Here is a 21,294-nt window from a genome sequence, read left to right on the forward strand (position 1 = left end):
ACGGCAGGGCACCAATCGTTTTAACCGGTCCCGACGGGAACCACGGGGTAATGACCCTGCACGTGACGAACACGTTGACGGGCGAGAAGGAGCCGTTCGAGCCGACCGACCCCGACGACGTCCTCCTCTACTACTGCGGTCTGACGGTGTCGGACCCGGCACACCTCGGGCACGCACGTGGCTGGGTCCACGTCGACGTGATGCACCGCTGGCTGGAGCACCTGGGCTACGGGGTGCGCCACGTCGAGAACTTCACCGACGTGAACGAGAAGATCGTCGCCCGCGCTGGCGACCCCGACCTCGGCGAGACGGAGGCCGAGGTCGCCGCGTACTACATCGGCGACGTGCTCGCCGACATGCGTGGGCTGAACCTGAAGCGCGCCGAGGTGTACCCCCGGGTCTCCGAGTCCATCCCGAAGATCGTCGACCTCGTCGAGACGCTGGTCGAGAAGGAGTACGCCTACGAGTCGAACGGCTCGGTGTACTTCGACGTGACCGCCTTCGCCGACTACGGCAAGCTCTCGAACCAGCGCGTCGAGGAGATCGAAGAGCAGGGCGACCCCGACGAGCTCGGCGAGAAGCGCCACCCGGCCGACTTCGCACTCTGGAAGGCAGACGGCGTCTCCCCCGACGCGGTCCACGAGCACCGGAAGGCCGACCACCCGGGCGACGACGGGGAGACACCGACCGGCCAGACGTGGGCATCGCCGTGGGGCGAGGGGCGACCCGGCTGGCACATCGAGTGCTCGGCGATGGCGATGACGCACCTCGACTCCACCATCGACATCCACGTCGGCGGGCAGGACCTCGTCTTCCCCCACCACGAGAACGAGATCGCCCAGTCCGAGGCTGCGACCGGCCAGCAGTTCGCGAAGTACTGGCTGCACGTCCGCCTGCTGGAGACGAAGGCCGAGAAGATGTCCTCCAGCCTGGGCAACTTCACCACCGTCGGCGACGCGCTCGAATCGGACGGCGCGAACGTCGTCCGGATGTTCCTGCTCTCGACGGCGTACCACAACGAGGCGGTCTACAGCGACGAGACGCTCGACGAGGCCAGGGAGCGCTGGGAGCGGCTCGAACGCGGCTACAGGACCGCCGTCGGGGCCTGCGACTCCGTCGACGCCCGCACCGGCGTCGACGACCGCGACCTGCGCACCACCCTCGACCGTACACGTCGGGAGTTCGCCGAGGGCATGAACGACGACTTCAACACGCGCGAGGCGACGACCGCGCTGCTCGAACTCGTCGGCGCGGTGAACCGCCACGTTGACGACGGCGACGAGTACGACTACCGCGGACTCCGCAGGGCCGTCGAGACGTTCGACGAGCTCGGCGGCGACGTGCTCGGGTTCCAGTTCGCCGGCGAGACCGACGGGAACGCCGACCTCGCCGCCGAGCTGGTCGAGCTGGTGCTCTCGGTCCGCGAGGCCGAGCGCGAGGCCGGCAACTACGAGCGCGCCGACGAGCTCCGCGACGAGCTGGAGTCCCTCGGCGTCACGGTGGAGGACACCGACGAGGGCGCCACGTTCCACATCTGACTCCCCAGATACGTTGCCACTCCTTTTAAGCCCCCGTACCGATTGCACTCGGTCATGAATACCAATCGACGGACGTTCCTCGCGACGACCGCCGGCGCATCGCTTGCCGCGACAGCAGGCTGCCTGGGCCTCCTCTCGGACGCGACGACGTTCGAGGCGAAGCAGGCCGCGACGGCAGAGGCGGTCGCGAGCGAGGGGAACTACGTCAAACAGGAACCGCGCAAACTCGAGGCCGAGCGCACGTTCTCCGTCGCCGACCAGGAGCAGACCGTGAAGGTGGTCAACTGGGTGACGGAGTACTACAAGACCATCGACGTGGGGCCGCTCAGCGGCCAGCGTGCGGGCGTGTTCGCCGCCGTCTCGACGCCACAGGTCGAGATACTCGGCGAGTCGTTCAACCCGCTCGCCGACGCCACGCCTCGCGACATCATCAGTCGCTTCCAGCAGCAGTACGACAGCATGAGCGTCGGCGACCGGATCGGACAGACGAACCTGAGCGCGCTCGGCGCGAGCGCCCTCGTGTCGACGTTCGAGGGGTCGGCCACCATGGGCGGCCAGCAGGTCGACACCAACTTCGTCGTCAGTGGCTCCGTCGAGAACGCGGGCGACCACGTCGTCTCGCTGGGTGTCTTCCCCAGCCAGCTCGACGAGCAGGGGGCCGTCCACGCGATGATCGAGAACCTCGAACACCCGGTCTCGAGCGAGTAGCGCGCCGGCCCACGCGGCCGGAGAAGGTGGATTCCTGGAACCGGTCAGGCGGCTCTCGCCCGCGGTTCTGCGGCCAGCTCCATCGCGGATGGAGCCACGGGCGCGGCGACCGAACTGTTCGAACCGGCCTGTGAGACGAGGATCTCGTAGACCGAGAGGTGGAGGTACGTGATCGGCGGCGGGTAGAGCCCGTGTTCGAGCTGGAGCGAGGGCTGGACGTCGATCAGGTCGGTGTCGTAGACGACCTCGGTGCTCTGACCGACGATGGTCGGTCCGGCGATGATGGCGCCCGAGACCTCGCTGCTGCCGGCGACGATGCAGGTGTCCCAGCCGTCGCACTTGCTACCGGTCCCGAACGGCTCCGCGGCCTGGTTGACCTCGTTGCCCTCCAGCACCGGTTCCTCGCGGGGTGCATAGATGGTCCCGAACAGCTGCGCCTGGCTCCCACCGGTGATCGCGATCTGCATCTCGGAGGTGCCGTAGATCTGCAGGTACTCCGCACCGTCTTCGACGCCGGCCTGGCTGTTCCCCATCCCAAAGTTCCCTGTCGAGTAGATGCGGAACGCACGGTTGTCGCTGCCGTTGACGACGTTGATGTCACCGCCCTCCAGCGAGATGTTGCCGTCGACGATCATCGTGACGTTCCCGCCGCTCAGGTCCACAGTGAGGTCGTCGCCGTTCTCGAGCGTGAACCCGTCGTCGTCGTAGTACGTACTTCCCCAGTTCAGGTGTTCACCGCCATCTTCGGGGTCGACCCGGGGCATCGTCGTCTCGTTCTCCGCGTCCCTGACCTTCTTCTCGATGACGTCGTCGAGGATGCGCAGGTCGTTCGTCGCACCCTCGGTGACGTTGCCGGTGACCCGGCTGTGGTCGGAGACGTTCCCGCCCGCGGAGACGTCGCCGTCGATGACTGCGGAGCCGCCGTCGAACTGGACGTCGCCACCGGTGGCGTAGACACCCTCCGAGAAGGTGCTGTCGATGGCGGGCTCGCCGAGGCGCATCACGACGGTCTCGTTCTCGTGGTCGACGGTGATGCTGACGTCGTTGGTCTGCTGACGCAGGTAGTCCGCCCAGCCGCCGTAGTACCTGCTCTGGATCTCGACGGTGACGAGCTGCCCCTCGACGACCGCCTGACGGTCGAGTGCCTGGCCGGTCCCGTTCCGGCGGAGGTCGATGGCGTCGCCGGTGAGCGTGCGCTCACCCGTCACCAGCGGTATCCAGGCGTTCAACGACCCGTCGTCGTACTCGAACGGGGGCGGTGAGATCATCGTCGCGTCGTCACCGGTCCCGCGCCACACACCGCCCGCCTGGTACGCCATCGTGCTCCCGTCACGGGTGTACTCGACCGACCCGAAGGTCCGGTTCGCGAGGAGCGTATCGTCCGTGTAGACGCGGATGCGACCGGTATCGTCGTGTCGCACCGCTGCGTCGTTCGCCCGGATGTCGAACGGCACGCGCTCGGTCGTTCCCTGCCCGAAGGCGACCGACGTGACCGACTGGCTGAACTCGACGAACACCATCTCGACGCGCTGGTTCTGTGCGTTGTCCTGCGCCCGGTCGAGCGTGACGCTCCCGACGAGTGCGACCGACAGCATGCCCACGACCACGAACCCGATGAGCAGTGCCACGGCCAGCACGGACGACTGTCCCCGTTCGTCCGCTCCGCTCGTTCGTCCGCCCGATGCGCCCGTTGCTTCCCTCTGTTTCGACGCTCCCCCTTCCCAAGGGGCTCGTCTCATCGGTAACTGAAACGCAGGGCACACGTAAATAAAGAATGTAATATAAATATCACAAATGTAGATGGTAACAGAACCGCCCCTGGGCAATCAACCCAGATATTCGAGAAACGAACCCTCAGAAGGCAGCATATCGAATATGGAGCCACCTCAGCTGCTACCGATTCCAACGGCAACAGCGGCCACAACCCTATTGTGTCGGCACTCGTCAGCTCGTTGAATAGAAAACCGCTCGACGGCGGTTACTGCCCTGACCACTCAGGCTCGCGATCCTCGAAGAAGGCGTCGATGCCCTCGTTCTTGTCCTCGCCTGCGAACAGCAACGCGAACAGCTCCGCCTCGTACTCGATGCCGGCCTCCAGCTCCATCCGCGACGCGGCCTTCACGGCCGTCTTCGCGTGCTCGAGGGCGACCGGCGACTTCGACGCCATCTTGCCAGCGAGGTCGTACACCCGGTCGTCGAGCGCCTCGGGCTCGTACACCTCGTCGACGAGGCCGATGTCGTCCGCCTCCTCCGCGTCGATGAGCTCGCCCGAGAGCACCAGTCGCATCGCCTGGCCCTCGCCCACGAGCCGGGGCAGCCGCTGGGTCGCGCCGCCGCCGGGCATGATGCCGAGGTTGATCTCCGGCTGGCCGAACTTCCCGCCGTACTGCGCGATGCGGACGTCGCAGCCGAGCGCGAGCTCGGAGCCGCCGCCCAGGCAGTGTCCGTTGATGCGGGCGATGACCGGCTTCTCCAGGTCGTCGACGTACTCGTACACGCGGGGGCGCTTCGACGCCTCGCGCTGTTCGAGCGCGTCGCGCTCCCGCAGTTCCGTCACGTCCGCGCCCGCGACGAACGCGCTCGACTCGTCCGACCCGGTGAGCACCACGACGCGCACGTCGTCGTCGGCCTCGACCGCGTCGAGCACGTCCTTCAGCTCGCGTCGGAGCTGGGCGTTCAGCGCGTTCCGGGCGTCCGGCCGGTCGAGCGTGACCGTCGCGACGCCGTCGGCCTCGTCGCCGACCGCGACGCGGACGAGTTCGCACTCCGCGGCTGCGGCCTCGGCGTCGATGGAGTCGGCCGCCGTGGCGTCCGCATCGTCGTCGCCGTCGCTCATGCGTCGTCACCCCAGTCGCCCGAGGTGCCGACGATCTCGCCGTCCTCCCAGACGTAGAACCCCTCGCCGGTCTTCTTCCCGAGCTTGCCCGCGCGGACCTTCTGCTTGAGCAGCTGTGGCGGCTTGAAGCGCTCGCCGAGCTCCTCGCGCAGGTACTCGAGGATGTCCAGCCGCACGTCGAGCCCGACCACGTCGCCCAGCTCGATGGGGCCCATCGGGTGGTTGTAGCCGAGCTCCATCGCGGCGTCGATGTCCTGCGGCGAGGCGACGCCCTCCTCGAGCATCCGGATCGCCTCGACACCGAGCGTGACCCCCAGCCGCGAGGAGGCGAAGCCCGCCGAATCTCGCACCGTCACGGCCGTCCGGTCGATGCCCTCGACGAACTCCTCGGCGAACGCGACGGTCGACTCGCTCGACTGCTCCGGGACGACGACCTCGACCAGCTGCATCAGGTGCACCGGGTTGAAGAAGTGCAGGCCGACGGCGCGCTCGTCGTGCTCCAGCGCACTCGCGATCTCCGTGATGGAGAGCGAGGAGGTGTTCGTCGCGATGACGGTGTCGGTGTCGACGAGCGCCTCGACGTCGGCGAACGTGTCCCGCTTCAGGTCCATCTGCTCGGGCACGGCCTCGATGACGAGGTCGGCATCCTCGACCGCCGGTTCCAGCTCGACCGCGGTGTCGATGCGCGCCAGCGTGGCGTCCATCTCCGCCTGTGTGACCTTGTCCCGGTCGACGCCGCCCTGGAGGTTCGACTCGATGGTCGCCAGCCCGTCGTCGACGAACTCCTGTTCGATGTCGCGCATCGTCACGTCGTGGCCGGCCATCGCCGTGACCTGTGCGATTCCGTTGCCCATCGTCCCCGCACCGAGTACAGCAACCTTCATACCTGAGAGCGTGTTTGCCCGGCAAGTAAGCGTTGTCCGTTCCGGCGGCCTGTGCGGTACTAGCTTGAAGTTCGTTCCCGCCGTCGGTAGCGGTATGAGCCAACGCACGACGACCATCGAGCGACTCCGACAGCCGGTCGCGGGCTACGGGCTCCCCGTCCGGACCGTCGTCGCCCTGGTCGCCGCACTACTCGGCAACCTCGCCATCGTGAACCTCGCCATCTCGGCCGCCCTCGCACCGGACCTCATGGCGCTCTCGTACCCACCCGTGGTGTTCCTCACGACCGTCGGCGTCGTTGGCGCGGCCGTGGTCTACTGGCTGCTGTCGACGCGCGTCGACTCGCCCACGCGGACGTTCACCCGGCTCGCGATGGGTGTGCTCGTGCTGTCGTTCGTGCCGGACATCGGCATCCTGGTCGTGGACGAGACGGCGACCGCGGCGGGCGTCGGCGCGCTCGTGGTCATGCACGTCACGGCCGCTGTCGCCTGCATCGCCTTCATCCCGTCCGGGGACTGAGAACCAGCGTGACGGCGGTCACTCCGCCGCTGTGACCTTCGCACCGTAGCGCGTGACGCCCTCCTGCGTGTAGATGCGACGGAACTCGGCAGCGACCGCGTCACCGACCGACACCGAAGCGGGCTCCACGTCGGTCACCTGCACCGGCACGCTGACGCTCCCCCCGTCCGGCCCGTCGAAGGCGACGACCGCGACGGCGAAGTCACCGGATCTGGACTGCTGTTCGGCGAACTCCGGGGGTGCGCCGCCCTGGGAGATGGTGGTGACCGCCTCGACGGTGCCCGTGCCCGGGAGCTCGACCGGCTCCACGCCGGCGCGCTCGTTGCAGGACTCACACGCCCCCTCGGGCGGGAAGTTCAGGGCGCCACAGGCCTCGCAGCGACCGGCTTCGAGGCGGTAGCGCTGCGGGATGGAGCGCTTCCACGACGGCACGGAGACGTACGCACCGCCACCCTCGGGTGGGCCGGAGGTGACCTCGCCGCGCTGGCGGAGGTACTCCGCGTACGAGAGCGTCGGCCCGCCGTCGAGCGCGATGTCGGTGGCGACACCACCGTACTCGTCGTACTCCACGACGAGCGCGTCCGCCCCCGCGCCGGAGCCGACGCCGACGACGAGCGTCGTGTCGACCTCCTCCGCGAGCGCTCGGGCGAGCGAGAGCGGGGCGCTTGCCGCGCCGGTATCGCCGAGGTTCTGGACCGTTGCGACGTCGTAGATGGTCGCATTGTCGACACCGAGCGCACCGGCGACCCGGTACGGCCGCTTCCCGTCGGGCGCCTGGATGGCCACCGCGTCCGGCTCGGGGTCGCTGTCGAGCGCGTCGACCGCGCCCGTGACGACCTCGCCGAACGCCGCGCGGTCGTAGGTGGTCACGTCCAGTCCCTCGGTCCGCTCGCTACCGGCCTCCCGGAACCGGGTGCCGGGGTAGGGCGTCGCGTACTCGGCGCTGTCGGTGACCGTCGCGCCATCGTCCTCGGGCCCGCCGAGCACGAAGGCGGCCGCGCCCGCACCTGCGGCGTGGTCCACGGCGTCGTCGAGGTGGCCCCTGGGACAGTCTGCCGCGACGACGAGCGCGACGCCGTCGTCGAGGTCCGCCGCCACGGCGTCCGCGAGCGCCGAGGTACCGGCGCGGGTGCTCCCGCCGTGGAACCTGCGGGTCGCCGTCTCGGCCACGCCGAGCGCCGCGCCGAGCCGGCTCGTCAGGTCCTCCTCGGCCAGCGGCGGTGTGGTCGAGGCGAACGCGAGGTGGTCGACCGCCGCACCGTCGCTCTCGTCTGCGGCGAGGGCGCGCTTCGCGGCCGCGACGGCCATCGTGAGCGCGTCCTCGTCGGCCCCAGGGACCGCCTTCTCCTCGATGCCCGACGCGTGGAACTGGCCCCACGCCTCCTGGAAGGCGTCGGCGGTGATGCGGAACCGGGGCGCGTACGCGCCGACGGCACGGATCCGGTTGCTCATGCACCGATCACCTCGCGCTCGAAGGCGTGGACGACGGCCGCGCCGCCGCTCCCGCCGACGTTGTGGGTCAGGCCGCGCTCTGCACCCTCGACCTGTCGCTCGCCGGCCTGCCCGGTGAGCTGCTTGAACGCCTCGACGACCTGGCCCGCGCCCGTCGCGCCGATGGGGTGGCCCTTCGACTTCAGGCCGCCGGAGGTGTTGACGACCACCTCCCCACCGTAGTCGCTCCGACCGTCGGCGACGAACTGCCCCGACTCGCCCGGTTCGCACAGCCCGAGGTCCTCGTAGGCCATCAGCTCCGCGATGGCGAAGCAGTCGTGGACCTCCGCGAAGTCCAGCTCCTCGGGGCCGAAACCAGCCATCTCGTAGGCCGTCGCGGCCGCGTCGGCGGAGGCGGGGACGTTCACGTAGGAGTCGCGCTGGAACAGGCCGACGCGGTCCGATGCCGCGCCGACGCCCGCGACCCTGAGTGCCTCGTCGGCGTACTGGTCCACGACGTCCTCGCTGACGACGATGGCCGCGGCTGCACCGTCGGTGGTCGGACAGCAGTGGTAGAGGTTCAGGGGGTCGGCGACGACCGGCGCGTTCATCGCGTCCTCGAGGGAGCAGGTGAACCCGAGGTGGGCGTGGGGGTTGGCCGCACCGTGGGCGTGGTTCTTCACGGCGACGTGGGAGAGCTGCTCGCGCGTGGTGCCGTGCTCGGCCATGTGCGCGCTGGCCATCTGGGCGTAGACGCCGGCGAAGGTGGTGCCGGAGAGGCGCTCCCACTCCGTCTCGCCCGACACGCCGAGCCAGTACTTCGTCGCGTCGCTGGAGGCGTCGGTCATGACCTCGACGCCGCCCGCGAGCACCACGTCCGCCATGCCCGACTTGACTGCCTGGACGGCCTGTCGGACCGCGTAGCCGGAGGCGGCGCAGGCGTTCTCGACGCGGGTCGTCGGGACACCGTGGAGCCCGACGTGCTCGGTGACCGCCGGCCCCGAGAGCCCGAGCTGGCGACCCCCGACACCGAGTGTCCCCACGACGGCCTCGTCGAACTCGTCCGGGTCGATGCCCCCCGCGACGCTGTCGACGGCCGCGTCGTAGGCCGTCTCGAACAGCGACCGGTAGCTCTCGTCGGGGAAGGAGCCGAAGTCGGACTGCCCCGCCCCGACGACGTACGCATCTCGCATATCGGCAGTCGGACGTCGGAGCGCATATAGGTCGGGGAAAGCGGCGGTTCCGACGGGAAGGCTCTTGTCCGGGGGCTGATAGCATCGGGTATGCTCGAGCACCCGGAGCAGTACGCGAAGGGGATCCTCTACGGCATCCCCCTCATCGCGTTCGTCTTCCTCGTCGCGCTCAGTCCGACCGTGCAGTCCGTGGGGACCGTGCTCCTGCTCTCGCTCGGACCGGTGCTGGTCGGCCTCGCGTTCCTGGGGCACGTGAGCGGGGTTCGGTCCATCGGGTCCTGGCGGGTGTTCGGCTTCGGTGGCTGCGCCGCCGTCGGGGCGCTGCTGTTCGCGTCCGTCGCAGTCGTCACCGGGTCGGGTGCGACCGCGATTCCCGGGTTCGGGGCCTCGTTGTTCGCGGGTGTCGCCGTCCTGCTCTCCTGAGGTTGCTGGCGATGCGAGTACTGGGCCCCGGAGAGAGCATCGTTCCGACTAGCAGAAGACTTATACCAATATCGTGTGCCTTGCGAATTATGAAGGTCGGGGAGGTCGAGGTCGGGGGGAACGCACAGCGGCACGCCCGCGACATCGGCGCCTGCATCGTGCTGATAGCGGTGTTCGTCGGCGTCCCGCTCGGGTCCGGTATCACGTCCGCGCCGAGCCTCCTGCTGCTCCTCCTGGGGCCGTCGCTCGTCGGCTGGGTCGTCGGCGCACAGGTCACCGGCTACCGCGACATCGACCGCTGGCGCGTGTTCCTGTTCGGCCTGTTCGTCGCCATGGAGTCGGTCCTGCTCACCCTGCTCCTCCTGGCCACCGGTGCGGGGACGCTCGCGGTGTTCGGCTACGGGTTCGCGCTGCTCGCGGGCGTCGCAGCGGTCCTCTCCTGACAGCGTTTGCCGGTGGCGGTCAGCTCGCCGTGAGATACAAGCCCGTCCCCCGTCTCTACCGACCATGAGCAACTCGCGGATCACCGTCTCGCTCGACGAGGACGCCCAGGAGGCCCTCGCGGACGTCACCAAACGGACCGGGCAGGGCCAGAGCGAGCTCGTCCGACGGGCGCTGACGTTCTACGCGGCGAACTTCCAGGCGGCGACGACGGACGCGAGCGAGAAGCTGGAGGACTACCACAAGATGCTCTCGGGCGGCGAGCACGTCCTCCTCGACGTCGACTTCCTGCACTGCTTCCTCGACTTCGTCTCCGACGAGGAGGGGAACCGGGCCGAGGAGTTCCTCGAGGCGGCCGACGAGGTATCGGCGTACCACGCCCGGGAGTACGAGGACGAGTTCGAGAGCCTGGACGAGATGCTGGAGTGGCTCTCGCTCTGTGGCTTCCTCTCGGTCCGTCGGAGCGACGAGAACCGCTACCACGTCGTGTTCCCCTCCGAGGAGATCCGCTGGTTCATGACCCGGTTCATCGAGCGCAGCGCGGTCAGGCTCCCCTTCGACATCGAGATCGAGGAGGGCTACACGAAGGTCATGATGACCGAGATGCCGGTCGAGGAGACCTGAACGGCCTCATCGCGCCACCCTGCCGTTTCTGTCACGAGGCGAGTATGAACTCTTCATACGTCTTCATACGACCGCGTAATCCGCGGCAGAGCCGTGTTACTCGGTAACAACAGACTATAAGCGGGTCGACGGCCTGGTACCTTTCGTCATGGCACAGGATGACACGTTCGCGGACAGGCTGCGGCGGCGGCGGTTCCTGCGCCTGAGTGGGGCGGTCGGTGCGGCGGGCCTCGCTGGGTGTCTGAACCAGGGTGAACTGCAAGGTGAGACCGACGACGGCGGCGACGAGACGGACGGCGGCGGCGGTGGCGGTGGTGGCGGGGACGATGACGACGACGGTGGGGGCGGCGGTGGTGGCTCCTCCGAACCCATCCAGGTCGGAGCCGCGATCCCGTTCTCGGGCGACCTCAGCGACTTCGGTGAGCCGATGCTCAACGCGATGCAGATGGCTGTCGAGGACATCAACGCGGCCGGCGGGCCGCTCGGGCGCGAGGTCGAGATTCTCGACGAGGACACCGGGACCGACCCGACACAGGGCGTCAACGCGGCGAACAAGCTCGTCGAGACCGACGGCGTCTCCGGGCTCATCGGCGCGGTCTCCTCCGGGGTCACCATCAGCATCGCGCAGTCGGTGACCATCCCGAACGAGGTGCTCCACATCACCTCGGCGTCGTCCTCGCCGAGCATCTCGACGCTGGACGACGACGACTACGTGTTCCGCACCCGGACGAACGACCGGTTCGTCGCGAAGGTGATGGCGCGCATCATCCAGGAGCAGGCGGACAGCGCGGCCGTCATCTACGTCAACAACGACTTCGGGCAGGCGCTCGCGGACACGTTCGAGTCCTCGTTCGAGGGCACGACGACGGCGAAGGTCGGCTACACGTCCGGCCAGTCCAGCTACGAGCAGATCCTCTCGGAGGCGTTCAGCGACGACCCCGAGTTCATCGCATTCGCCGGCTATCCGGAGTCCGGGACGACCATGCTCAGCCAGTGGAACGAGGGCGGCTACGGCGGCAACTGGGTGCTGCACACCAGCATGCTCTCGGAGGACGTCATCAGCAACGTCGGCGCCGACGTCATCGACGGGATGTACGGCGTGCGGACGCGCCCGCCGACGGGTGACGCGACGGAGTCCTTCGTCAGCGACTACGAGAGCGCCTACCCCGACGCCGACGTGTTCTCGCCGTACTCGTGGAACTCCTACGACGCGCTCGTGTCGTACTGCCTCGCCGTCCACGCGGCGGGCACGACCGACTCGTCCGCCGTCAAAGAGGAGATGCGCACCGTGTCGAACCCGCCGGGCGACGCGTACAGCTACGCCGAGTTCGGCGACGCCGTCTCCGCGCTGGACGACGGCGGCGAGATCGACTACAGCGGGCCGAGCGGCAACGTGAACTACGACGACAACGGGGACGTGGCCAGCGACATGGTCGTCGTCGAGGTCGTCGACGGCGAGTTCCAGGACCAGGAGGTCATCCCGGCGGACGAGCTGGTCTGAGACGACAGTCTGTCATCCCCCCATTTTCGATACACATGCACGCTGCAACAGCACGACGGAAACGCAGGCAAGGGACGGAGGTGAGGCTCGCGTGAACGGCGATGCCCGTGTCGGCGTCGACATCGGCGGCACGTTCACCGATCTCGTGACCATCGCGGACGGGGCCGTCCGCGTCCACAAGACGCCCTCGACGCCCTCGGACTCCGAGCAGGGAGTCATGGACGGGCTCGAAGGGGTCGCCGAGCAGTACGGCATCGACCCCGAGGACATCGGGTTCTTCGGGCACGGGACGACCGTGGCGACGAACGCCGTCCTCGAGGGCGAGTGGGCCGACACCGCACTCGTGACGACCGCGGGCTTCCGCGACGTCCTCGAGATCGGTCGGCAGGCCCGTCCGGACATCTACGACTTCGACGCCGAGAAGCCGACCCCCGTGGTCGAGCGCGACAATCGGTACGAGGTCGCCGAGCGCCTCGACGAGCGCGGCGAGGTCGTCGAGGTCCTCAACGCCACCTCGGTCAGGGCGCTCGCCGACGAGCTCGACGACGTCGACAGCGTCGCGGTCAGCCTCCTCTACTCGTTCGAGAACGACGCCCACGAGCGTCGGGTACAGGAGCTGCTGGAGGCGGCGGGCGTCGACGCCTCGTTCTCGCTCTCCTCGCGGGTGCTCCCCGAGATCCGGGAGTACGAGCGCACGCTCACGACGGCGCTGAACGCCGCGCTCAAGCCGGTGATGGACCGGTACATCGGCCGGCTCGAGTCCCGCGTCGCCGAGGAGGGTGTCGGCACGGACGTGAAGATAATGCAGTCCAACGGCGGCATCATCACCGCCGACGCCGCACGCGACCGGCCGGTGAACACGCTGCTCTCGGGCCCCGCCGCGGGCGTCCAGGGCGCGACGTACGTCGCCGGGCTCGCGGGCATCGAGGACTGCATCACGATGGACATGGGCGGCACCTCCTGCGACGTGTCGCTCGTCGAGGGCGGCGAACCGCTCGTCACGACGGACGTGGCGGTCGGCGACTACCCCGTCTCGGTGCCGATGATCGACATCCACACCGTCGGGGCCGGCGGCGGCTCCATCGCCTGGACCGACGCGGGCGGCGCGCTCCGGGTGGGCCCACGCTCCGCGGGCGCGGAGCCCGGCCCGGTCTGCTACGGCCGGGGTGGCGAGCGGCCGACCATCACGGACGCCCACGCCATGCTCGGGCGTATCGACCCCTCGCGGTTCCTCGACGGCCCGTCGCCGGACGACGCGGTCCGGCGGGCGGTCAGCGAGCACGTCGCGGACGACCTCGACATGGGTGTCGAGGAGGCGGCACAGGGCATCCTCGACGTGGCGAACGCGAACATGGCGCGGGCGCTCCGGGTCGTATCCGTCGAGCGCGGCTACGACCCGCGGGACTTCGGCCTCGTCGCCTTCGGCGGCGCCGGCCCGCTGCACGCCTGCAAGCTGGCGCGGGAGCTCGAGGTGCCCCGCGTCGTCATCCCCCGGACCGCGGGCGTCCTCTCCGCGCTCGGGCTGCTCATCAGCGACGTGCTGTACGACTACTCCACCTCGAAGGTCCGGCCGTGGACCGACGTCGAACCCGAGACGCTCGCCGAGAGCTTCGCGACGTTCCGCGAACGCGGGAGCGACCGGCTCGACACGGAGCGCGGCACCGCCGACACCGTGCAGTTCGAGCGCTCGGTCGACCTGCGCTACGCGGGCCAGTCGTTCGAGCTGACGGTGCCGGTGCCGGGCGGCGAGGTCGACGCGGATACACTCGACACCGTGGTCGAACGGTTCCACGACCGGCACCGCCAGCGCTACGGCCACGCCTACGAGGACGAGCCGGTCGAACTCGTCACGGTGCGGCTGCGGGCGCGCGGCATCGTCGAGACGCCGGACCTGCACCCGGAGCCCGTCGAGGGCACCGTGGACGACGCGGTGCGAGAGACGCGCGACGTGGTGTACGACGGCCGGGTCCACGGGACCCGCATCTACGACCGGCGACTGCTGCCGACCGGCACGAGCTTCGACGGGCCGGCAATCGTCGAGGGCACGGAGAGCACGGTCGTCGTCCACCCCGACCAGGCGGCCAGGGTGGACGAGTACGGCACGCTGCTCGTGGAGGTGAACGCATGACCGACTCTGTCACGCTCGAAGTCATCAGGAACGCCTGTATCGCCGTCTGCGAGGAGATGAACGCGAACCTCATCCGGACGGGTTACTCGCCGAACATCAAGGAGCGCCGCGACTGCTCGTGTGCGCTGTTCGACGCGGAAGGCGAGATGATCAGCCAGGCCGAGAACATGCCGGTCCACCTCGGCGCGATGCCCTTCTCCGTCGAGGCGGCCATCGACCGGTTCCCACCGGAGACGCTCGAACCCGGCGACGCGATCCTGCTCAACGACCCGTTCTACGGCGGGGCGCACCTCCCTGACCTCACCCTCGTGACCCCCGTGTTCCACGAGGCTGACGACGGGAGCACCGAGCTCGTCGCGTTCGCGGCGAACCGCGCGCACCACGCCGACGTCGGCGGGGCACGCGCCGGGAGCGTCGCCGCGGACTCCACGGAGATCTATCAGGAGGGGCTCCGGATCCCGCCCGTGAAGCTGTTCGAGGGCGGCGAGCCGAACGACTCCGTGTTCGACATGGTGCTCTCGAACGTCCGGACGCCGGACGAACGTCGCGGCGACCTCCGGGCACAGGAGGCCGCCAACCAGACCGGCAGGCGCCGGTTCCTCGAACTCGTCGAGAAGTACGGTCGCGAGACGCTCACCGAGGCGCTCGGCGAGATCCAGGACTACTCGGAGGCCCGGATGCGGGCGGAGATCGAGGCGCTCCCGGACGGCACCTACCGGTTCCACGACGTGCTCGACGACGACGGCCTCGGCAACGAGGACCTGCCCATCCAGGCGACGGTCACCGTCGATGGCGACGGCGTCACCGTCGACTTCGACGGCACAGCCGACCAGACCGAGGGACCGGTCAACGCCGTGCTCGCGGTCACCGCGTCGGCGACGTACTACTCGGTCCGGTGCGTGACCGACCCGGACATCCCACCGAACCACGGCTGCTACCGGCCCATCGACGTCCAGGCCCCCGAGGGCAGCATCGTCAACCCGGAGCCGCCGGCGGCCGTCGTCGGTGGCAACCTGGAGACCTCACAGCGCGTGACCGACGTCGTGCTCGGCGCGTTCGCCGAGCAGGCACCGGAGCGGGTCACCGCGGCCGGCCAAGGGACGATGAACAACATCACCTTCGGCGGCACGGACCCCCGGACCGACACGCCCTACGCGTTCTACGAGACGCAGGGCGGCGGCTTCGGCGGCCGGGCGGGCAAGGACGGCATGGACGGCGTCCACGTCCACATGTCGAACACGATGAACACGCCCGTCGAGGTGCTGGAGACGGCATACCCGCTCCGGGTGCGCCGGTACGAGCTGCGGCAGGACTCCGGCGGCCCCGGCGAGTACCGGGGTGGCCTCGGCATCCGCCGGGACATCCAGGTCCGCGACCACGAGGCGCACTTCAGCCTGCTCGCGGACCGCCACCAGCACCAGCCGTACGGACTGGCCGGTGGCGAGCCGGGGGAGTGCGGCGCGGCCGAGCTCGAGACCGCGGACGGCGAGACGGGACGGCTCCCACAGAAGTCCACCCGGGAACTCCCGCCGGGCTCGACAGTGAGCATCCGCACGCCCGGGGCCGGTGGCTACGGCGACCCCGACGACCGCGACCCCGACGCCGTCCGCCGCGACGTGCGCCACGGGAAGGTGTCCCCGGAGGCGGCCCGGGACGCCTACGGCGTCGATGTCGCGGCCGCGGAGCCGGCAGCGGAGACGAGCACCGACGCGGAGGGAGACGATGACTGATGGCTCGCGACCCGCTCCGGTACGTCCCGCACGTGCTGGTCACGAGCGTCGGCTACGTCGTCTTCGCCTACGCCGCGTTGCCGACGCTGCTGCCGGCACGACTCGGCATCGGGCTCTCGGCGTTCGGGCTCCTGATGAGCGCGCCGCTGGCGGCGTTCGTCGTCGTCCAGCGGCCCGCATCGCGCTGGGTCGGTCGGTACACCACGACGAACGTGCTGTTCGCGGGCGGGCTCGCCCACCTCGTGCTGGGGCTCTCGCTGGACCTCTCGGCGTCGTTCCCCGTCGTGCTCGCGCTGCGCGGGCTCTGGGGGCTGACCGGCGGGCTGTTGCTCACGGTCGGCGCGACGCACATCTCGCGACTCTCCGAGGGAGCGAACGCCACCAGACAGCAGGGCGTCTACGGCGGCCTGCTCACGATGGGCGGGATGCTGGGCTTCCTGCTCGCGCCGACGCTCGTTCGGGAGTTCGGCTGGCTGGCCCTGCACGCACCGGGCGCGCTGCTGTCGGTTCCGGCCATCGCTGTCGCCGGCCTGCACCTGTCGGACCGGCGGACGGAGCCCACGGGGACGACGACGGAACGTGGTGGCGTCGTGCTGCACCCGGTCGTCGTCCTCGCGTCGGCGTGCTACGTCGCCATCATCGGCTCGTACATCACGCTCTCGACGTTCGTGACGGCGTACTTCGCGGACCTCGGCGTGGTCGCACGGCTGAACGTGGTCGTGCTCGCGTCGGCGACGGCGGGCCGGATCGTCGGCGGGGAGACCTCGTGGCGGATCGCGCTCTCGGACCGGCGACTCATCGCGGCGAGCACCGCGGCCGCGGCCGTGGGGTTCGGCGCGATGGCGGCGACGAGGAGTTCGGCCGCGCTGGTCGTCCTCCCGTTCGTCGTCATGCTCGCCGTCTCGGTGCCGTTCGGGGCGGTGTACAACCTCGCGGCCGGAGCGACCGAGTCGGAGGGGACGGCCATCGCGACCATCGTCGCGGCGGGCAACGTCGCCGCGCTCGTGCTCCCGCCGGTCACGGGGACCATCCGGGAGACGACGGGGAGCTACGGCGGCGCGTTCCTCGTCCTCGGTGGACTGAATGCGGTGGCGGCCGTCGCGACGTACTACACGATACGGAGGACGCAATGAGACACGACGGACGGTCCGGCGGGTCGACGCACGCCCGTCGGACGCAGGGGGTGAGCATCGCGTGGTAGACACCGGACTCCTCGACGCGCTGGCGCAGGGGCTGGTCACCGGCAGCATCATCGCCGCCGGGGCCATCGGCCTCTCGCTGGTGTACTCCATCGCGGAGGTGCCGAACTTCGCCCACGGGGACATGATCACCGTCGGGGCGTACTTCGCGCTCGTCGTGAACCGGCCCGCGGAGATCTCGCTGTTGCCGGGGCTGCCCGGCGGTGCGGTGTCGCTGGTGGCCGCCGGCGTGTTCGCGCTCGTCGCGGCGTCGGTGTTCGGCGCGCTGTACGAGCTCGCCATCTTCCGGCGGTTCCGCTCGAAGGAGGCGGACCTCATCACCATGGTCATCGTCTCGCTGGGACTCGCGCTCGTGTTGCGCAACCTCGTGCTGTTCGTCGCCGGTTCGCGCAACATCGCCTACGAGACGCCCGTGGTCCGCGACGTGAACTGGGACCTCTACCTCACCGGCTCCGGGGTCACCGTCCAGCGGACCCAGCGGCAGGCAGGCGACATCGCCCTGCTCAACGAGTGGGGCTACCCCATCTGGCTGGTGCTCGGCATCGTCGTCGCCGCGGTCGCCGTCGGCTACGGCGTCTACCGCTGGCGGACCACCGACGACGACTTCCGGACGGTGCACCTCGTCGCGCCGCGCGTGCTCGGCGTGCTCGGCGGGCTCGCGACGCTGCTCGCGCTCGCCTACCTGCTCCGGTTCGACCCGCAGGGCACCGAGGCGTTCTGGTCGACCCGGGTCGGGACGAGCTACAAGGACATCGCCATCGTGGTCATCGTGGCCGTGGCGATGTTCCTGCTCAACCTCGTCCTGAAGGCGACCAGGCTCGGCAAGGGGATGCGAGCGACCGCCGACAACATGGACCTCGCGGAGGTCCGCGGCGTCGACGTCGACCGCATCCAGCTCGTGGTCTGGGTCATCGCGGGGCTGCTGACCGCACTCGCCGGCGTCCTCGCCGGCTGGAGCGCGTCGAACGTCAACCCCAACATGGGCTTCACCCTGCTGTTGCCCGTCTTCGCGGCGGTCATCCTCGGCGGCATCCGGTCGCCGTACGGGGCCGCTGCCGGGGCCATCCTCATCGGCATCAGCATGGACGTCGGGGTGTACCTGCTCCCCTCGTCGCTGGCGACGTACCGCATCGCGATCGCCTTCGTCGTGCTCATCGGCGTCCTGCTCGTCAAGCCCGACGGCCTGTGGGGTGATGTCTGATGGCGTTAGCCGACTTCGCCGTCTCGCTCGTCACGTTCATCGCCATCTACGGGCTGTTCGCGCTCGGCCTCAACCTCAAGTTCGGCTTCACGGGGCTGATCGACTTCGGCCACGTGGCCTACTTCATGGTCGGCGGCTACGTCACCGCCGTCCTCACCATGCCGGCGCAGGTGACCGGCTACGACGGCCTCGGGGGCTACGCGCTCCCCGCGATGCTCGCCGTCGTGCCGGGCGGCGACGTGCTCGGCTGGCTGCTCGGCGTGGCCGGCGGCATGGTCGCCGCCGCGCTCGTCTCGCTGCTCGTCGGCGTGCCGACCCTGCGCCTGCGCGAGGACTACCTCGCCATCACGGCGCTCGGCATCGCCACCATCCTGAACGAGGTCGTCCGGAACGAGCGCTGGCTGTTCAACGGCCCGTTCGGCATCCGGACCGTCCACCAGCCCGCCGCGGGCGCGTTCCCGGTCGGGTTCGGCTCGTTCACCCTGAACCTCGTCGTCCTCGGCGGACTGAGCGTGCTCATCCTGGCCTACGCCGGCTACCGCGTCGGCTCCTACGTCCGGGACATCGACGCGACCGGTGCCGGACTGGGGCTGGCCAGCGTCGCCGTCTTCGGTGCAGCCATCGGCGCACTGACCCGGGGCGGGTCGCTGCTGGTCGTCGGCGTCGCGCTCGCCGTCGTCGGCGTGGCCGTCCTCCGCGAAGCGGTCCGGCGGTCGGCCGAGCCGGAACGCACGCTCGCGCTCGTCGTCGCACTGGCCGTGGCGGCCTGGTACTTCCTCCAGCCGCTGCTCGCCGCGTCGAACCCGACCGTCACGCTGCAGACGAACGTGATGTTCCTGTTCGACCCCGTCGCCGGGCCGAACGGCGGCCTCGACTACGACCGGTTCTTCATGCTGCTCTCGCTGGGCTTCCTCGTCGGCGGCTACTGGTGGTGCCAGCGCACCATCAACAGCCCGTACGGCCGCGTGCTGCGTGCCGTCCGCGACGACGAGGACGTGCCCCGGGCGCTCGGCAAGGAGACGTTCCGCTACAAGATACAGGCGCTCCTGTTCGGCTCCGGGCTCGCCGGGGCGGCCGGTGCGCTGTACACCATCCACCTCGGCTTCATCAGCCCCGAGCAGTTCGGCGCGATGATCACGTTCTTCGCGTTCGCGTCGGTCATCATCGGCGGGACCGCGAACAACGCCGGGGTCGTCCTCGGGACGGCCGTGTTCTGGGTCATCAACAGCGGGACGCAGTTCCTCAACGACTACTTCCCGTCGGAGTACGCCGTCAAGCTGGCCGCGGCACGGCTCATCTTCATCGGCGTGCTCCTCATCGTCATCCTCTACTACCGGCCGGAGGGCATCCTCGGCGAGCAGGACTACGACATCAGCCTGCCCGGGGACGACCCCGTGCCGAGTCGCGACGAGACCGCGGCGGCAGCCGGAGGTGACGCCGATGACTGACGAGCCCATCCTCTCGGTGTCGGGGCTCGAGAAGTCGTTCGGGGGTATCACCGCGCTCGACGGCGTCGACGTCACCGTCGACCAGGGCATCACGGGCCTCATCGGCCCGAACGGGGCCGGGAAGACGACGTTCTTCAACTGCGTCACCGGCTATCTGGAGCCCGACGGCGGCTCGGTCGAGTTCCAGGGGACCGACCTGACCGGCCAGCGCACCCCGCGCATCGTCCGCGAGGGGCTCGTGCGCACGTTCCAGATCCCGCGCGAGCTGGAGAACATGACCGTCCGCGAGAACCTGCTGCTTGCGCCCGGCGGCCAGTCCGGCGAGAAGCTGAGCCGGGCCTGGCTCCGCGGCGGGCAGTTCGCCGACGACGAACGTCGGAGCCGGCGCGAGGCCGTCGAGATGGCCGAGTTCTTCGAGCTCGACCACCTGCTCGACGAGCCCGCCGGCTCGCTGTCGGGCGGCCAGCGCAAGCTGCTCGAGCTCGCCCGCGTGCTGCTCACCGAGCCCGAGATGGTCCTGCTCGACGAGCCGCTGGCGGGCGTCAACCCGACGCTCGAACGGAAGATCCTGGAGCGCATCCACGAGCTCGAATCGCAGGGGCAGACGTTCCTGTTCGTCGAACACGACATCGAACTCATCATGGAGCACTGCGACCACGTCGTCGTCATGCATCAAGGGCAGAAACTGACCGAGGGTGCGCCCTCGGAGGTCAGGAGCGACCAGCGCGTCATCGACGCCTACCTGGGTGAGGAGCTATGAGCCTGCTCGAACTCGACGCCGTCGACGCGGGCTACGGCGACCTCCAGATCCTGACCGACGTGGAGATGCACGTCGACGGCGGCGAGTACGTCACCATCGTCGGGCCGAACGGGGCCGGCAAGTCCACCGCGATGAAGACCGTCTTCGGGCTGACGACGCACATGGACGGTACCGTCCACTTCGAGGGGCGGCCCATCCACGAGCTCGGGACGCAGGAGATCATCCGCGAGGGCATCGCCTACGTCCCGCAGACCGAGAACCTGTTCCCCCGGATGACCGTCCGGGAGAACCTGGAGATGGGCGCGTACATCTTCGACGACGTGCCGCAGGACCGGCTCGCCGACGTGTTCGACCGGTTCCCCATCCTCGAGGAGCGCCAGCGCCAGCGCGCCGGCACGATGTCCGGCGGCCAGCAGCAGATGCTCGCCATGGGCGCGGCGCTCATGCTCGACCCCGAGCTCCTGTTGCTCGACGAGCCCTCGGCGGGGCTGGCACCCGACCTCGTCGACGAGATGTTCGACCGCATCGACGAGATCAACGACGCCGGGACGGCCGTGCTGATGGTCGAGCAGAACGCCAAGGAGGCACTCCGTCGCTGCGACCGTGGCTACGTCCTCGTCAACGGCGAGAACAGCTTCGAGGGCCCGGGCGACGAGCTGCTGGCGGACGAGGAGGTCCGGCAGCGTTTCCTCGGGGGCTGACGCCCGGGCCACCGACACCCCAGACAGACCG

General features: G+C 69.5%; 19 protein-coding genes. 14 read left to right on the plus strand and 5 right to left on the minus strand.

Annotated elements, in window-relative coordinates:
• The first annotated feature begins 50 nt into the window (after window positions 1–50).
• Window positions 51–1,538, plus strand: coding sequence for a cysteine--tRNA ligase (cysS, locus tag ACSG06_RS09075; protein WP_440989942.1), 1,488 nt, complete (start codon window positions 51–53; stop codon window positions 1,536–1,538).
• 54 nt (window positions 1,539–1,592) lie between these two features.
• Entirely contained in the window at window positions 1,593–2,246 is a 654-nt protein-coding gene (locus ACSG06_RS09080; RefSeq protein WP_440989943.1) for a DUF6517 family protein, read from the plus strand.
• Between the two features lie 44 nt (window positions 2,247–2,290).
• Here ACSG06_RS09080 and ACSG06_RS09085 read toward each other — a convergent pair whose 3' ends face one another.
• The 3 genes from ACSG06_RS09085 to ACSG06_RS09095 form a co-directional block, all read right to left on the minus strand.
• Window positions 2,291–3,985: a DUF7289 family protein gene (locus ACSG06_RS09085; protein ID WP_440989944.1), complete on the minus strand. Its 1,695-nt coding sequence runs from the start codon at window positions 3,983–3,985 to the stop codon at window positions 2,291–2,293.
• A gap of 239 nt (window positions 3,986–4,224) precedes the next feature.
• Entirely contained in the window at window positions 4,225–5,082 is an 858-nt protein-coding gene (locus ACSG06_RS09090) for an enoyl-CoA hydratase/isomerase family protein (protein WP_440989945.1), read from the minus strand.
• The gene (locus ACSG06_RS09095; protein ID WP_440989946.1) at window positions 5,079–5,966 is read right to left on the minus strand and encodes a 3-hydroxyacyl-CoA dehydrogenase family protein; all 888 of its coding nucleotides are present in this window, start codon (window positions 5,964–5,966) and stop codon (window positions 5,079–5,081) included. Before ACSG06_RS09095 ends, ACSG06_RS09090 begins: the two co-directional genes overlap by 4 nt.
• Before the next feature lie 94 nt (window positions 5,967–6,060).
• Between ACSG06_RS09095 and ACSG06_RS09100 the strand changes: the two genes are divergently transcribed.
• Complete coding sequence (locus tag ACSG06_RS09100; RefSeq protein ID WP_440989947.1) at window positions 6,061–6,483, plus strand: DUF6069 family protein; 423 nt, start codon at window positions 6,061–6,063, stop codon at window positions 6,481–6,483.
• An 18-nt stretch (window positions 6,484–6,501) separates the two neighbouring features.
• On the opposite strand, the gene ACSG06_RS09105 is transcribed toward ACSG06_RS09100, so the two are convergent.
• Together ACSG06_RS09105 and ACSG06_RS09110 are read right to left on the minus strand one after the other, a co-directional pair.
• Window positions 6,502–7,935 (minus strand): OB-fold domain-containing protein, encoded by a 1,434-nt coding sequence (locus tag ACSG06_RS09105; RefSeq protein WP_440989948.1) that lies wholly within the window; start codon window positions 7,933–7,935, stop codon window positions 6,502–6,504.
• Window positions 7,932–9,107, minus strand: a complete 1,176-nt coding sequence (locus ACSG06_RS09110) for a thiolase C-terminal domain-containing protein (protein ID WP_440989949.1) — start codon at window positions 9,105–9,107, stop codon at window positions 7,932–7,934. The genes ACSG06_RS09105 and ACSG06_RS09110 overlap by 4 nt, the downstream gene beginning before the upstream one ends.
• Before the next feature lie 90 nt (window positions 9,108–9,197).
• On the opposite strand from ACSG06_RS09110, the gene ACSG06_RS09115 reads away from it, so the two are divergent.
• The 11 genes from ACSG06_RS09115 (at window position 9,198) to ACSG06_RS09165 (ending at window position 21,263) form a co-directional block, all read left to right on the plus strand.
• Window positions 9,198–9,530: a hypothetical protein gene (locus ACSG06_RS09115; RefSeq protein ID WP_440989950.1), complete on the plus strand. Its 333-nt coding sequence runs from the start codon at window positions 9,198–9,200 to the stop codon at window positions 9,528–9,530.
• An 89-nt stretch (window positions 9,531–9,619) separates the two neighbouring features.
• On the plus strand, window positions 9,620–9,973 hold the full coding sequence (locus tag ACSG06_RS09120) for a hypothetical protein (protein ID WP_440989951.1): 354 nt from the start codon (window positions 9,620–9,622) through the stop codon (window positions 9,971–9,973).
• Window positions 9,974–10,037: 64 nt separating this feature from the next.
• Window positions 10,038–10,595, plus strand: coding sequence for a ribbon-helix-helix protein, CopG family (locus ACSG06_RS09125; protein ID WP_440989952.1), 558 nt, complete (start codon window positions 10,038–10,040; stop codon window positions 10,593–10,595).
• A gap of 148 nt (window positions 10,596–10,743) precedes the next feature.
• A complete protein-coding gene (locus ACSG06_RS09130; protein WP_440989953.1) occupies window positions 10,744–12,096 on the plus strand; it encodes an ABC transporter substrate-binding protein in 1,353 nt (450 codons plus the stop codon).
• 91 nt (window positions 12,097–12,187) lie between these two features.
• Window positions 12,188–14,224, plus strand: coding sequence for a hydantoinase/oxoprolinase family protein (locus ACSG06_RS09135; RefSeq protein WP_440989954.1), 2,037 nt, complete (start codon window positions 12,188–12,190; stop codon window positions 14,222–14,224).
• Window positions 14,221–15,954 carry a hydantoinase B/oxoprolinase family protein gene (locus tag ACSG06_RS09140; RefSeq protein WP_440989955.1) on the plus strand — a complete coding sequence of 578 codons (1,734 nt, stop codon included), beginning with the start codon at window positions 14,221–14,223 and terminating at the stop codon, window positions 15,952–15,954. Before ACSG06_RS09135 ends, ACSG06_RS09140 begins: the two co-directional genes overlap by 4 nt.
• The gene (locus ACSG06_RS09145; protein WP_440989956.1) at window positions 15,954–17,087 is read left to right on the plus strand and encodes an MFS transporter; all 1,134 of its coding nucleotides are present in this window, start codon (window positions 15,954–15,956) and stop codon (window positions 17,085–17,087) included. Before ACSG06_RS09140 ends, ACSG06_RS09145 begins: the two co-directional genes overlap by 1 nt.
• Before the next feature lie 61 nt (window positions 17,088–17,148).
• Window positions 17,149–18,354: a branched-chain amino acid ABC transporter permease gene (locus tag ACSG06_RS09150; RefSeq protein ID WP_440989957.1), complete on the plus strand. Its 1,206-nt coding sequence runs from the start codon at window positions 17,149–17,151 to the stop codon at window positions 18,352–18,354.
• Window positions 18,354–19,802 (plus strand): branched-chain amino acid ABC transporter permease, encoded by a 1,449-nt coding sequence (locus ACSG06_RS09155; protein ID WP_440989958.1) that lies wholly within the window; start codon window positions 18,354–18,356, stop codon window positions 19,800–19,802. The genes ACSG06_RS09150 and ACSG06_RS09155 overlap by 1 nt, the downstream gene beginning before the upstream one ends.
• The gene (locus tag ACSG06_RS09160) at window positions 19,795–20,562 is read left to right on the plus strand and encodes an ABC transporter ATP-binding protein (protein ID WP_440989959.1); all 768 of its coding nucleotides are present in this window, start codon (window positions 19,795–19,797) and stop codon (window positions 20,560–20,562) included. The genes ACSG06_RS09155 and ACSG06_RS09160 overlap by 8 nt, the downstream gene beginning before the upstream one ends.
• On the plus strand, window positions 20,559–21,263 hold the full coding sequence (locus ACSG06_RS09165) for an ABC transporter ATP-binding protein (protein WP_440989960.1): 705 nt from the start codon (window positions 20,559–20,561) through the stop codon (window positions 21,261–21,263). The genes ACSG06_RS09160 and ACSG06_RS09165 overlap by 4 nt, the downstream gene beginning before the upstream one ends.
• Window positions 21,264–21,294 lie beyond the last annotated feature (31 nt).

Source organism: Haloarchaeobius baliensis, from assembly GCF_052060055.1.
GTDB classification, from domain to species: Archaea; Halobacteriota; Halobacteria; order Halobacteriales; family Natrialbaceae; genus Haloarchaeobius; species Haloarchaeobius baliensis.